The organism is Enterobacter cloacae complex sp. 309I3 (assembly GCF_050031595.1).
Lineage (GTDB): Bacteria > Pseudomonadota > Gammaproteobacteria > Enterobacterales > Enterobacteriaceae > Enterobacter > Enterobacter cloacae.
This window is the reverse complement of the sequence record NZ_JBLGWI010000001.1, coordinates 2,311,375-2,325,261: the sequence shown is the minus strand read 5'-3', so window position 1 is coordinate 2,325,261 and position 13,887 is coordinate 2,311,375. Positions and strand designations below refer to the sequence as shown.

At 56.7% G+C, this 13,887-nt stretch carries 12 protein-coding genes; 9 read left to right on the top strand and 3 right to left on the bottom strand.

Annotated elements, in window-relative coordinates; genetic code table 11:
• Positions 1–13: 13 nt before the first annotated feature.
• The 3 genes from ACQG22_RS11075 (at position 14) to ACQG22_RS11065 (ending at position 3,216) form a co-directional block, all read left to right on the top strand.
• Positions 14–1,096 (top strand): HlyD family secretion protein, encoded by a 1,083-nt coding sequence (locus tag ACQG22_RS11075; RefSeq protein ID WP_013096702.1) that lies wholly within the window; start codon positions 14–16, stop codon positions 1,094–1,096.
• Positions 1,093–2,472: an efflux transporter outer membrane subunit gene (locus ACQG22_RS11070; RefSeq protein ID WP_369706505.1), complete on the top strand. Its 1,380-nt coding sequence runs from the start codon at positions 1,093–1,095 to the stop codon at positions 2,470–2,472. Before ACQG22_RS11075 ends, ACQG22_RS11070 begins: the two co-directional genes overlap by 4 nt.
• Before the next feature lie 84 nt (positions 2,473–2,556).
• Positions 2,557–3,216 (top strand): O-methyltransferase, encoded by a 660-nt coding sequence (locus tag ACQG22_RS11065; protein WP_058650334.1) that lies wholly within the window; start codon positions 2,557–2,559, stop codon positions 3,214–3,216.
• A gap of 496 nt (positions 3,217–3,712) precedes the next feature.
• Here ACQG22_RS11065 and hrpA read toward each other — a convergent pair whose 3' ends face one another.
• Entirely contained in the window at positions 3,713–7,615 is a 3,903-nt protein-coding gene (hrpA, locus tag ACQG22_RS11060) for an ATP-dependent RNA helicase HrpA (protein ID WP_047351784.1), read from the bottom strand.
• A gap of 204 nt (positions 7,616–7,819) precedes the next feature.
• Between hrpA and azoR the strand changes: the two genes are divergently transcribed.
• Both azoR and ACQG22_RS11050 read left to right on the top strand, forming a co-directional pair.
• Positions 7,820–8,425, top strand: a complete 606-nt coding sequence (gene azoR, locus ACQG22_RS11055; protein WP_013096706.1) for an FMN-dependent NADH-azoreductase — start codon at positions 7,820–7,822, stop codon at positions 8,423–8,425.
• Between the two features lie 90 nt (positions 8,426–8,515).
• Positions 8,516–9,202: an RluA family pseudouridine synthase gene (locus ACQG22_RS11050; protein WP_369706506.1), complete on the top strand. Its 687-nt coding sequence runs from the start codon at positions 8,516–8,518 to the stop codon at positions 9,200–9,202.
• 6 nt (positions 9,203–9,208) lie between these two features.
• On the opposite strand, the gene ACQG22_RS11045 is transcribed toward ACQG22_RS11050, so the two are convergent.
• A complete protein-coding gene (locus ACQG22_RS11045) occupies positions 9,209–9,748 on the bottom strand; it encodes a DUF2058 domain-containing protein (protein WP_013096708.1) in 540 nt (179 codons plus the stop codon).
• 171 nt (positions 9,749–9,919) lie between these two features.
• Between ACQG22_RS11045 and ACQG22_RS11040 the strand changes: the two genes are divergently transcribed.
• A complete protein-coding gene (locus ACQG22_RS11040; RefSeq protein ID WP_214453003.1) occupies positions 9,920–10,894 on the top strand; it encodes a DUF1852 domain-containing protein in 975 nt (324 codons plus the stop codon).
• A 27-nt stretch (positions 10,895–10,921) separates the two neighbouring features.
• Positions 10,922–11,950: a methionine synthase gene (locus ACQG22_RS11035; RefSeq protein WP_045295212.1), complete on the top strand. Its 1,029-nt coding sequence runs from the start codon at positions 10,922–10,924 to the stop codon at positions 11,948–11,950.
• Here ACQG22_RS11035 and ACQG22_RS11030 read toward each other — a convergent pair whose 3' ends face one another.
• Positions 11,951–12,892 carry a LysR family transcriptional regulator gene (locus ACQG22_RS11030; RefSeq protein WP_369706507.1) on the bottom strand — a complete coding sequence of 314 codons (942 nt, stop codon included), beginning with the start codon at positions 12,890–12,892 and terminating at the stop codon, positions 11,951–11,953.
• Between the two features lie 96 nt (positions 12,893–12,988).
• Here ACQG22_RS11030 and ACQG22_RS11025 point away from each other — a divergent pair, with 96 nt between their 5' ends.
• Entirely contained in the window at positions 12,989–13,423 is a 435-nt protein-coding gene (locus ACQG22_RS11025) for a DMT family transporter (protein WP_013096712.1), read from the top strand.
• Between the two features lie 4 nt (positions 13,424–13,427).
• A complete protein-coding gene (locus ACQG22_RS11020) occupies positions 13,428–13,886 on the top strand; it encodes a DMT family transporter (RefSeq protein WP_038419356.1) in 459 nt (152 codons plus the stop codon).
• The last annotated feature ends 1 nt before the right edge of the window (position 13,887 follow it).

Sequence of the window (13,887 nt, the reverse complement as noted above, 5' to 3'; positions counted from 1 at the left end):
TTCTGGAGAGTTTATGAGTCAGCAGGATGCCGCCAAAGAGCAGGCCAACACCCGCAAAAATGTGCGCATTGTTTCCGTTTTCACCGCCGCTGCCATCGGTATTGTCGGCGTGCTGGTGATCCTTTACGCGTGGCAGCTCCCGCCGTTCACCCGCCACGCGCAGTTTACCGATAACGCTTACGTGCGCGGCCAGACCACGTTCATCAGCCCGCAGGTGAATGGCTATATAACCGAAGTGAAGGTTCAGGATTTCGCGCAGGTTAAAAAAGGCGAGCTGCTGTTGCAGATCGATGACCGTATCTATCGCCAGCGGGTACATCAGGCCGAGGCGCAGCTGGCGATGAAAATTGCCGCCCTGAATAACAATCTCCAGCAGCGTAAAAGCGCTGAAGCCGTCATCGCAAAAAATGACGCTGCGCTGAAAAATGCCCGCGCCCAGAGTCTGAAAACTCAGGCGGATTTAAAGCGGGTGAAAGATCTGACGGCTGACGGCTCGCTCTCCATCCGCGAACGCGACGCGGCGCTGGCCAGCGCGGCCCAGGGCAGCGCCGATATTGAGCAGGCCAAAGCGACGCTTGAAATGTCGCGCCAGGATCTGCAGACGGTAATTGTGAATCGCGGTGCGCTGGAGGCGGATGTGGAAAACGCCAAAGCGGCGCTGGAGCTGGCACAAATCGACCTGCAAAATACCCGCATTGTGGCGCCGCGTGACGGCCAGCTGGGGCAGATCGCGGTGCGTCTGGGCGCGTACGTGACGGCCGGAACCCATCTCACCACCCTGGTACCGCCGCAGCACTGGGTGATCGCCAATATTAAAGAGACCCAGCTCGCGGAGCTGCGCGTGGGCCAGCCGGTGAAATTTACCGTCGATGCGCTCAATAACAAAGCCTATCAGGGCCGCGTGGAGAGCATCTCCCCGGCGACCGGCGTCGAATTCAGTGCCATCACGCCGGATAACGCCACCGGGAACTTTGTCAAAATCGCCCAGCGTATTCCGGTGCGTATCGAAGTGCTGGGTAAACCTGAAGAGTCAGCACTGCTACGTCCTGGCATGTCGGTACAGGTGACCATTGATACGCGGGAGGCGAAGCAATGACCCTTCGCCCGCTAGCCAGCCTGCTGGTTGCCGTGCTGCTTACCGGATGCCAGTCGGTGGATGTAAAACCTGCCCAACCGTCACTGCACATTCCTGCCCAGTGGCGGGCGGCATCCGGCCCTGCCAGCGCGCCTCAACAGCTGTGGTGGCGAAATTTTCACGACAACAATCTCAACCGCTACGTGGATCAGGCGCTGAAAAATAACAGCGACGTGCTGATCGCCCGCGAACGGATCAATGAGTATCAGGCAAGAGTCTATGCCGCTGACGGCAGCCTGTTTCCGTCGCTGGATGCGGGCGTAACCGGCACCCGCGCCCGGACGCAATCGGCCGCCACGGGGTTACCGGTATACAGTACGCTGTACAAAGGCAGCCTCACCGCCAGCTATGATGTGGATATCTGGGGCGTCAACCGCAGCACGGCCAATGCCGCGCAGGCCTCGCTGGAGGCGCAAAAAGCCGCCGCCGCTGCCGCAGATTTAACTGTCGCCTCGTCGGTGGCCTCCGGGTATGTCACCCTGCTCTCGCTTGACGAACAGCTTCGCGTCACAGAGTCCACGCTGAAATCACGCGAAGAGGCATTTAATCTTGCTAAACGGCAGTTTGAAACGGGCTACAGTTCGCGCCTGGAGCTGATGCAGTCTGACTCTGAGCTGCGGGCCACCCGGGCGCAGGTGCCGCTGCTGCAGCATCAGATCGCTCAGCAAGAGAATGCCCTGAGTCTGCTGCTGGGCAGTAACCCGGGCGAGGTGGCGCGCAGTGAAAGCTTCAGCATGCTTACCCCGCTCAGGCTGCCTTCACAGTTGCCGTCATCGTTGCTTAACCGACGACCTGACATCGTTCAGGCGGAGCGTCAGCTTATTGCGGCCGATGCCAGCCTTGCCGCCTCGCGCGCCAGCCTGTTGCCGTCGATCAACCTGACGGCGACTGGATCGATTCAGGATCGCACCCTTTCCGGCCTGCTGGACAACCCGTTACAGCTCTGGAGCGCAGGCGGCAGTATTCTCGCCCCGCTGCTGAACCGCCAGGCGCTGAATGCGCAGGTGGATATCTCCCAGTCGCAGCGTAATCAGGCGCTGTACGCCTATGAGAAAACCGTGCGCAATGCGTTTGCCGAAGTGAACAACAGCCTTGACGCCATTACGCGTTATCAGGAACAACTTAGCGAACTGCTGGCCCAGCAGGAGGTGGCCCAGGAGACGCTGCGCATTGCGCAGAACCGCTATCGCAACGGCTATTCATCTTATCTGGATGTGCTCGACGCACAGCGTACACTTTACTCGGTGCAAACCAACGTGGTGCAGGTGAAAAATAACCTGCTGCTGGCGCAGATTGATTTGTATAAAGCGCTGGGCGGCGGTTGGGTCAATCTCTGAAGGCGCTTAACGGGCCTGGATTTCGTCACACAGGCCGGGTAAGGCGCAGCCGCCACCCGGCGATTCCCCCTCAGGAGACAATTTATGCAACAACAGTGGTCTGCAGTTGATAATTTCATGATTTCGTCGCTTATTCCTGAAGATGAGGTACTGAGCAAGGTACTGGAAAACAACCAGCGCGCCGGACTCCCCGAACACGATGTTGCGGCCAATCAGGGGCAACTGCTGGCGCTGTTAGTGCGCATGACGCAGGCGCGGCGCGTTCTGGAGATCGGTACGCTGGGTGCTTACAGTTCAATCTGGATGGCGCGCGCCCTGCCGCCGGACGGAAAGCTGATTACGCTTGAGGCCGATTCCACGCATGCCCGCGTGGCGCGGCAGAATATTCAGCTTGCCGGTCTCAACCAACGCATTGAACTCATCGAAGGCCCGGCGCTGACTTCTCTGGAAAATTTCGGCGACGTTCCGCCGTTCGACCTGATCTTTATTGATGCTGATAAGCCAAACAATCCCGGCTACCTCGAATGGGCGCTGCACTACTCCCGCCCCGGCACGGTGATTATCGGCGATAACGTGGTGCGCGATGGCGAAGTGATTAACGGCCAAAGCGACGACGCGCGCGTGCAGGGTGTTCGCCGGTTTATCGAGATGATGGGGGACAATCCGCGCTTAACCACCACCGCGCTGCAAACGGTCGGGGTTAAGGGGTGGGATGGGTTTACGCTGGCAATTGTGAACGGGTGAAAATTGTGCGGCCTGATGCCCTCACCCCGGTCCTCTCCCACCGGGAGAGGGATCCCCAGTAATTTTTTACCGAAAGCGATGAATGTTGCTTCAGGAAAATGAATGACTTATAGCGACGCCCTGGTCCGGCTGTAAATCGCTGAGGCGTTTCCTGCAGGCCGGGGCGAGGCGCATGGATGCGCCGAGAGGGCGGCTTTACAGGGACGTTACATCCGCCCGTCCCCGATAAGCCGGAAGGAATAAGCCGAAGGCACCGCGAAGCGGCGATTTACCGCCGGGAGCCCGGGTCGCCAGGGCTGGTGGCGACTGAGCCACCCTGGCACGTTCACAAGTCATGCCGTTACAGAGTAGCAAGGAACATAAAGTGAACGGAATGACCTCCACAGCCGTATGTTCCCCCTCACCCCAGCCCTCTCCCAAAGGGAGAGGGGGCCGTCTGTGCAGGCATTATTTATGGGGATCCCTCAGCCCGGAGAGAGAGGGAGAAAACAGGGTGTTAAGCCGAAATCTGCTCCATCGCCTGCAAAATACGTTTATCCGAAATCGGATACGGCGTACCGAGCTGCTGGGCAAAGAAGCTGACGCGTAACTCTTCGATCATCCAGCGGATCGCCTGAACGTCTTCATCGTCACGACGTGCCGGTGGCAGTTTGTTTAACCACTGCTGCCACGCCTGCTGCACGTTTTCAACTTTCAGCATCTGGGCACGGTCACGATGCGGATCGATGGCCATTTTCTCCAGCCGTTTTTCAATCGCCTGCAGATAACGCAGCGTGTCGCCGAGACGGTTGAAGCCATTGCCGGTGACAAAGCCCCGGTACACCAGGCCCGCCATCTGCGCTTTGACATCCGAAAGCCCCAGCGCCATGGTCATATCCACGCGCCCTTTCAGGCGTTTGTTGATATTGAACACGGTGGTGAGGATCTGCTCGACCTGTTTGGCAATATCCACCACGGTGTCGTTCAGCTCCGCGCGTACCTTTTCATGAAGCTGAGCAAAGCCCTCTTCTGACCAGACCGGACCGCCCGCCTCGTGGATCAGCTTGTCCACGCCGCAGGAGATGCAGTCGTCGATCAGATCCAGCACTTTGCCGTACGGGTTAAAGTACAGCCCCAGCTTGGCTTTGTTCGGCAGCTTCTCGTGCAGATACTTGATCGGCGACGGGATGTTGAGCAGCAGCAGGCGGCGCAGCCCGCGCCACATCATCTGCTGCTGTTCCTGCGGGTTATCAAACAGCTTGATCGCCACGCTGTCGCGCTCATCCACCAGTGCAGGCCAGGCCTTCACTTTGTAGTTGCCGCGTTTTTGCTCGTAGCTTTCGGGGAGCTGACCAAAGCTCCAGATGTGCAGCCCGCTCTGCTCAATCCCATCATCCGCCACTGCGGACAAGGTCTCCTGCACTTTGCCTTTCAGCGCCTCTTTCAGCGCGGTGAGCGAACGGCCTTCCTGCAGCTTCTTGTTTTTATCGTCCACCACGCGGAAGGTGATTTTCAGGTGATCGGGCACCTGATCCCAGTTCCAGTCTTCGCGGTCAATGGTGGTACCGGTCATGCGGCGGAACTCACGCTCCAGCGCATCCAGCAGCGGCATCTCCAGCGGCGTGACGCGGCCTAAAAACGCTTCGGCGTAGTTAGGGGCCGGAACAAAGTTACGCCGCACCGGTTTCGGCAGCGATTTGATCAGCGCAATCACCAGTTCGCGGCGCAGGCCGGGAATTTGCCACTCAAAGCCGCTCTCATCCACCTGGTTTAGCAGTGGCAGCGGGATATGGACGGTGACACCATCCGCGTCCGTTCCCGGCTCAAACTGATAGGTCAGCCGCAGCTTAAGGTTGCCCTGATGCCAGAAGTTCGGGTAGTCGAGCTTACTGACCGACTCCGCCCCTTCTTTAATCAACATGCTCTTTTCAAAGTTGAGCAGATCCGGCGTCTCTTTGCTGGCCTTCTTCCACCAGCTGTCAAAGTGACGGGCGGAAATGACATTGTGGCTGATGCGCTGGTCGTAAAATTCGAACAGCGTCTCGTCATCCACCAGAATGTCGCGACGACGGGATTTGTGCTCCAGCTCTTCCACTTCAGCACGCAGCTTGAGGTTTTCACGGAAGAAGGCGTGACGCGTCTGCCAGTCGCCCTCCACCAGCGCGTGGCGGATAAACAGCTCGCGGCACAGCGCCGGGTCAATCTGGCTGTAGTTGACCTTACGCGCGGCCACCACCGGCAGGCCGTAGACGGTCACTTTTTCGGTTGCCATCACCGCCCCCTGCGCGCGCTCCCAGTGCGGTTCACTGTATGAGCGTTTCAGCAGGTGTTGCGCCACCGGCTCCACCCATTCCGGATCGATACGCGCGGCAATACGCCCCCACAGACGGCTGGTTTCCACCAGTTCAGCAACCATGGTCCACTTGGGTGGTTTCTTGAACAACCCGGAGCCGGGGAAGATGGAGAAACGGGCGTTGCGCGCACCGGTATACTCCTGCTTTTCGGCGTCCTTCATGCCGATATGGGACAGCAGTCCGGTCAGCAATGCGATGTGAATCTCGCGGTACTCCGCCGGTTCACTGTTCACCGGAATACCCAGCTCTTTCACCACCTGGCGCAGTTGGGTGTAGATATCCTGCCACTCGCGCACGCGCAGGTAGTTGAGGAAATCCACGCGACACTGACGGCGGAACTGGTTAGAAGACAGCGCTTTCTGCTGCTCGCCGAGGTAGTTCCACAGGTTCACGAAGGCAAGGAAATCCGACTCTTTGTCGTGGAAGCGACGGTGTTTTTCATCCGACGCCTGCTGTTTGTCCATTGGCCGTTCACGCGGATCCTGAATGGAGAGCGCCGAGGTGATGATCATCGCCTCGCGCACACAGCCGTGTTTTTGCGCTTCCAGCACCATGCGCGCCAGACGCGGGTCCACCGGCAACTGGCTGAGCTGCCGTCCCAGCGGCGTCAGTTTATACGCGGTGGCCTGCTCGTCGGTGGTGATCGCCCCCAGCTCTTCCAGCAGGCGTACGCCATCCTGAATATTGCGTTTGTCCGGCGCTTCGACAAACGGGAAAGCGGCGATATCGCCCAGCCCCAGCGCGGTCATCTGCAGGATGACGGAAGCCAGGTTGGTGCGCAGGATTTCCGGGTCGGTAAACTCCGGGCGGGAGAGGAAATCGTCTTCTGAATAGAGACGAATACAGATCCCCTCCGACACACGTCCACAGCGCCCTTTACGCTGGTTGGCCGACGCCTGTGAAACCGGCTCAATCGGCAGACGCTGTACCTTGGTGCGGTAGCTGTAGCGGCTGATACGCGCCGTACCCGGATCAATCACATACTTGATGCCCGGCACGGTCAGCGAGGTTTCCGCCACGTTGGTTGCCAGCACGATGCGGCGCCCGCTGTGTGGCTGGAACACGCGGTTCTGTTCACTGTTGGAGAGACGTGCGTAAAGCGGCAAAATTTCCGTGTGGCGCAGATCGCGCTTGCTGAGCGCGTCGGCGGTATCGCGGATCTCACGCTCGCCGCTCATAAAGATCAGAATGTCGCCCGCGCTCTCATTGCCCAGTTCGTCAACGGCGTCGAAAATTGCCTGCAACTGGTCGCGCTCGGTATCCTCCGCCTCCTCCACGATCGGGCGATAGCGCACTTCTACCGGATAGGTACGACCGGAAACTTCAATAATCGGTGCGTTATTGAAATGTTTTGAGAAACGCTCCGGGTCGATGGTCGCGGAGGTGATGATAATTTTCAGATCCGGGCGACGCGGCAGTAGCTCTTTCAGGTAGCCGAGCAGGAAGTCGATGTTCAGACTGCGCTCGTGCGCCTCATCAATAATGATAGTGTCGTACTGCATCAGCAGACGATCCTGCTGAATTTCCGCCAGCAGGATACCGTCGGTCATCAGCTTGACCATGGTGTTATCGCTCACATGGTCGCTGAAACGCACCTTATAACCGATGCAGCCGCCCGGCTCCGTTTGCAGCTCCTCGGCAATACGGTTCGCCACGGTACGCGCCGCCAGACGACGCGGCTGGGTATGACCAATCAGGCCCTTCACTCCGCGGCCGAGCTCCATACAGATTTTTGGCAGCTGTGTGGTTTTCCCCGAGCCGGTCTCCCCCGCCACGATCACCACCTGGTGGTCGCGCACGGCGTTGAGGATCTCCTGCTTCTTCTGACTGACGGGCAGATTTTCCGGATAGGTAATTGCCGGACGAGCCGCTTCGCGCAGCACAACTTTCCCTGCCGCCTGTTCAATCTCTTTCGCCATCTCCTGGAAAATGGCCTGTTGTGCATCAGGATTTTTAACCTTCTTCACCCCGTGCAAGCGGCGAGCAAAGCGCTGTTTATCGCGCAACATCAGTGAATCAAGCTGTTGCAGGAGCATCGGGAAGGTCAATTTTTGTTGTTCTGTCATAGCATTAACGGGCAGTGCACTGCCGGATAAAATCTCTTTGTAATGATTGCTATAGAGTACCACATCAGCGCTTTCCACGCCTTATTCAAAAAATTCGAACATAGGCTTCGATATATTGCGCTATCTCTGTGGCAGGATTGTGAATAAAGTGTCAACAAGCAACGGGGCAACCCCCTTCAATCAAATGCAAAACAGGAATCACCCATGAGCAAAGTATTAGTTTTGAAATCCAGTATTCTGGCAGGGTACTCTCAGTCTGGTCAGCTGTCTGATTACTTCGTTGAACAGTGGCGTGAACACCATTCCGCAGACCAAATCACCGTGCGTGACCTGGCTGCAAACCCAATTCCTGTGCTGGATGGCGAGCTGGTTGGCGCGCTGCGTCCAAGCGATGCACCGCTGAGCCCACGCCAGCAGGAAGCCCTGGCGCTCTCTGATGAGCTGATTGCTGAACTGCAGGCGCACGACGTTATCGTGATCAACGCCCCAATGTACAACTTCAACATCCCAACCCAGCTGAAGAACTACTTCGACCTGGTGGCTCGCGCTGGTGTTACCTTCCGTTACACCGAAAATGGCCCGGAAGGTCTGGTGAAAGGCAAGCGTGCCATCGTGCTGACCAGCCGTGGCGGTATTCATAAAGATACCCCAACCGACCTGGTTGCGCCGTACATGAGCCTGTTCCTGGGCTTCATCGGGATCACCGACGTGAACTTCGTGTTTGCAGAAGGTATCGCTTACGGTCCTGAAGTGGCGACCAAAGCACAGACCGACGCGAAAGCCGCGATCGACAGCCTGGTGGCTGCCTAAGATTTCCCCCTCTCACCGCCCGGTGAGAGGGTTTTTCTTTTCTCCCGCATTTCGTTATCATCCGCTCCCACTCTCCAGCCGGGCGGCCTGATGTCTGCGATTATTGATTCTTTTATTGCCCCACCGTGTCATGACGACATTGAGATCCTCTGGCAGGATGAACATCTGCTGCTGATCAATAAACCTTCCGGTCTGCTTAGCCTCTCGGGTAAAAATCCGCAAAATCTCGATTCGGTGCACTATCGTCTGGTTCAAAACTTTCCTGGCTGCACGCTGGTGCATCGCCTGGATTTTGGCACGTCCGGCCTGATGGTGATTGCACGTAATAAGCCGATCAACGCCGCGCTGTGCCAGCAGTTTAGCCAGCGCAGCGTGGAGAAAGTCTATAGCGCCCTGCTTTGCGGCCACCTGGAAAACGATGAAGGGGTGATTGATGCGCCGATTGCCAAAGACCCGGCGCTGTTTCCGCTGATGTCGATCTGTGCCGTTAACGGCAAACCCGCCCGTTCCCGCTATCGGGTGGTGAAACGTCTGCATCAAAACGCGGCGATGCCGCTCACGCGGGTAGAACTGACGCCTGAAACCGGGCGAACCCACCAGTTGCGCATTCACTGTCAGCTGCTGGGCCACCCGATTTTAGGCTGCGATTTATATGGGGGACGGGCATGGCCTGGCAGCGGAACAACGCCGAGGCTGATGCTGCATGCCAGTCAGTTGAATTTTATTCATCCGGTGAGCGGCGAGCCGGTTAACGCTCATCACACCGCACCGTTCTGAACCGTCTTACCACATCAAATCGTCAGGGATTTTGAAATCGGCATACGGATCGTCTTCATCCTGCTCTTCCTGACTCAGGGCGCTGTTTAACACAATACTGTCGGCATCGCGCTGGGCAATTTTATCCGCCACCACCGCCGGGATAATGGCGTATTCGCAGTCGCCATTAGCGTTAATCACCAGACGTGCGATGGCCAGACGACCGTTAATCAACTGGGTCTGGGTTGCCTTATCCACCTCGATTTTTTTGATCAGATTGCCGTCGGTGAAGTTAAAGGTGATGTTGCCTTTTGCCACCGTGATGCGGTTCATCTCAATCAACTGCTTCACCTGCGCCTTAAACTCTTTGGCGAGCACGGCCTGTTTTTGCTGCTCGCTCAACTGTTTGTCACGCTCAAGCTGCGCTTTTTTGTTCTCTTCTACCGCCTCTCTGGCCTCACGCGCCTGCACGCGGGATTTCTTGGCCGTGCGCTGAACTTTGGCCATTTTTTTGCTGGAGACTAAGCCCGCTTTCAGCATCTGCTCTTGTAAGGTGAGTTTTGTCATGAGTGTGTTTAAACCGGTTGGAAATTTTGGGCAGTATAACTGGAACTGAGCAGTTCATGAAGTTCGCTCATGTTGCTGTGAAATTAAGTCACTTCCCCTGCGCCACCGCGTCAGGCATAAATTATGCATTGATAACTTCCTGGCAACATGAACTTAGGATGCATAACCAAGATGAGTAAAGCTTTTACATTTACCCTTAAGCGCAGTTGCTTCGATGAAAATTATAACCCGTCAGAGAATACGCGTACGACCACCAACTTTGCCAACCTCGCCCGCGGGGAAAAGCGTCAGGAGAACCTGCGTAATACCCTGGTGATGATCAATAACCGCTTTAACGCCCTGGCGCGCTGGGATAACCCCAATGCCGATCGTTACGCGGTCGAGCTTGAGATCGTCTCTGTGGATCTGAATATTGGTGCGGAGAAAACCTTCCCGGCCATTGAAATATTGCAAACCACAATCGTCGATAAAAAAACCAATGAACGCATCGACGGTATTGTCGGCAATAACTTCTCCTCTTACGTGCGCGATTACGATTTCAGCGTCCTGCTGCTGGAGCATAATAAAAACCAGCCCCATTTCACCATTCCGGAGAAGTTTGGTGTCTTGCACGGCAATATCTTCCGCCATTTTGTTAATTCGCCGGAATACCGTGAGAATTTCAAAAAAGCACCGGTGATTTGCCTGAGCGTGTCCAGCAAAGACACTTATCGTCGCACGGGTAACCAGCACCCGGTGCTGGGCATTGAGTACACGCCGGATGGCGAGTCATTGACGGAGCAGTACTTCGCGAAAATGGGCCTGAAGGTACGCTATTTCATGCCTGAAAACAGCGTGGCGCCGTTTGCCTTCTTCTTCACCGGCGATTTGCTCAGTGATTACACCAATCTTGAACTGATCGCCACCATCAGCACGATGGAGACGTTTCAGAAGATCTATCGCCCTGAAATTTATAACGCTAACTCGGCGGCAGGACACTGCTATCGCCCCGACCTGAATCAGCAGGATCACTCATTAACCAAAATTGTTTACGACCGCCTCGAACGCAGCCAGCTGGCCATTGAGCAGGGTAAATTCACGGAAGAACAATTTATCAAGCCTTACAAACACGTACTCGAGCAGTGGTCTGATAACTACGCGCGTTAATTAATCGAATTTAAAAGGGTTATACATATGAAAACATTGCTCCCGACGTCAACCGCTGGCAGCCTGCCTAAGCCAACCTGGCTTGCACAACCTGAAACGCTGTGGTCACCGTGGAAATTACAGGATCAGGAGTTACTGGCCGGTAAGCAGGATGCACTGCGTTTATCGCTTGATGAGCAGATCCGCGCGGGGATTGATATCGTCAGCGATGGCGAACAGACGCGCCAGCACTTTGTGACCACCTTTATTGAACACCTCAGCGGCGTGGATTTTGAAAACCGTCAGACCGTGCGCATTCGTAACCGCTACGACGCGAGCGTGCCGACGGTGGTCAGCGCCGTGGCGCGTCAAAAACCGGTGTTCGTGGACGACGCAAAATACTTACGCCAGCTCACGGATAAGCCAATCAAGTGGGCCCTGCCGGGGCCGATGACCATGATCGACACTCTTTACGACGCGCACTATAAAAGCCGCGAAAAGCTGGCCTGGGAGTTCGCTAAAATCCTCAATCAGGAGGCAAGAGAGTTAGAGGCTGCGGGTGTCGATATCATTCAGTTTGATGAGCCGGCATTTAACGTCTTTTTTGATGAGGTCAACGACTGGGGGATTGCGGCGCTGGAGCGTGCCATTGAAGGGCTGAAATGCGAAACAGCGGTACATATCTGCTACGGATACGGCATCAAGGCCAATACCGACTGGAAAAAGACCCTTGGCTCAGAATGGCGCCAGTATGAAGAGGCGTTTCCTAAGCTTCAGACATCGAATATCGACATCATCTCGCTGGAGTGTCACAACTCCCGCGTGCCGATGGATCTGCTGGAGCTGATCCGCGGCAAAAAAGTGATGGTAGGCGCCATCGACGTGGCAACCAACACCATTGAAACCGCGGAAGAAGTGGCTGACACCCTGCGTAAAGCGCTGCAGTTTGTCGATGCCGACAAGCTTTACCCGTCAACCAACTGCGGTATGGCGCCGCTTTCCCGTCAGGTTGCCAACGGTAAGCTGAAGGCGCTGAGCGCCGGAGCCGCGATCATCCGCAACGAGCTTGGCGCGTAATCACCTGCCCTGCGTTTGCCAGTACAGCGGCGTACCGAAACACCCGACGTAATGATCAATCACCGCCCTGACGTTAAGGGGCGGATGCCGCGCGTTTGGGTAGATCGCCGCAATATTCAGGGGCTCCGTATGAATGGCGCACTCCAGCCCTGGCAGGAGTGCGACCAGTTCGCCCTGCTGCACGCGGTCGCCAATCAGCCAGTCCGGAAACAGCACAATTCCCATCCCACCCAGCGCGGCAGCAAGCAGCGATTCCGCATTATTTGACGTCATTAATGGCATCACCGGGTAGTGCACCCACTCCTCCCCCGGACCGCGCAACAGCCAGCGGTTAGGCCCCGACGAACCACGGTAGACCAGGCATTTATGATGCGCCAGATCGCCCGGCCCTTGCGGCGCGCCGTGATGTCGCAGATAGTCCGGCGAGGCGGCCAGATGGTAGCGCTGCTGACCAAAAATGCGCGCGTGAAAGGTGGAGTCCGTCAGCGCGCCGATGCGAAAGATCACGTCGGCGGCATTCTTGTGCGGGTCGATAAAATCATCGGTCAGCGTCAGCTCGATATTCAGCCGCGGATAGCGCGCCGTCAGACCAGGCAGCCCTGGCGCAATGTGCCGCTGGCCGAAAAAGACCGGTGCATTAATGCGGATCGTGCCGGAAGGCTCCGTTGAACGTGCATCCAGCTCCTGACGAGCCTCCTCAAAACTCGTCATCATCTCCCTGGCATAGCGGATAAACAGATGACCACTTTCTGTGGGGATCACCGCCCGGGTATTGCGGTAAAAAAGCTGCTGGCCGAGTGCGTCCTCAAGCTGGTGGATAATGCGCGAAACCTGCGAGGCGGAAAGGCCCTCGCGGCGCGCGACCACGGAAAAATTTTCGGCTTCAAAAACCGCGATAAAAATCTTCAGCGAACGGAGGTTCATGCTCCCGGCGTCGTACATTCGTGCATATCCTGCAAAGGTGTTTCCTGCATTATGGCATTTTTCTCATGACCAGACCGACGTAATCTTCTCCGCCTGCAAAACGGAGGAATAACAATGCAGCTTGTTTTGATTTTACTGGTGATTGCCGGGGGGATGGGGCTTTCCGTAGAGGCTGGCCTGCTGGGGCCGCTGGGTGGAAAAGTCGGTGATTTATGGGCCACGTTCAGCATTTTTGGCGTCGGGGCCGCGCTGACGTTTCTGCTGATGCTGTTTTTCAGCCCGCGCAACAGCCCGTCGTTTTTTGCCCAGCCCGGCTGGCAGTTGCTCGGCGGGGTACTTGGCCCGGTGTACGTGGTGATCCTGACCCTCGCCACCCCGGCCATCGGCATCGCCCTGACGATGATTGGCATTCTGGCGGGGCAGGTTTTTAAAAGCCTGCTGATCGACCATTACGGTCTGCTGGGCACACCGCACAGGAAGATCAACGCGAAACGGATCGTCGCGCTGGGTTTTATTATTGCGGCACTGATTCTGGTCGCACAGGGGTAACACGATGACACTGATGATGATTATTCTGGCCGTGTGCGGCGGCGCGACGCTGAGCATTCAGGCGGCGATCAACGGGCAACTCGGCAGCCGCGTGGGCGTATTCAAAAGCGCGTTCCTGACGTTCTCCGTTGGCGCGCTGGTCACCGCCTTGCTGATTTTTTTCTTTGAACCAAAACAGACAGTCACCCTGCTGGACGTGCCGAAATGGCAGCTTCTCGGGGCGATGTTTGGCGTGCCGTACATTGTGATCATGGTCGTGGCGGTGCAGCGCATCGGCACCGCCGTCGCCACGGTCGCGGTGATTTTTGGTCAGCTCACCATGAGTATGCTGATTGATAACTTTGGCTGGCTGGGCAATGCGGCCATTCCGTTTTCGATGAGCCGACTGGCCGCTGTCCTCTGCCTGGGTATTGCGCTGTTTTTCATTTACTCAGGCAGTAAAAACGCCCCTCCCCACGAGTAAC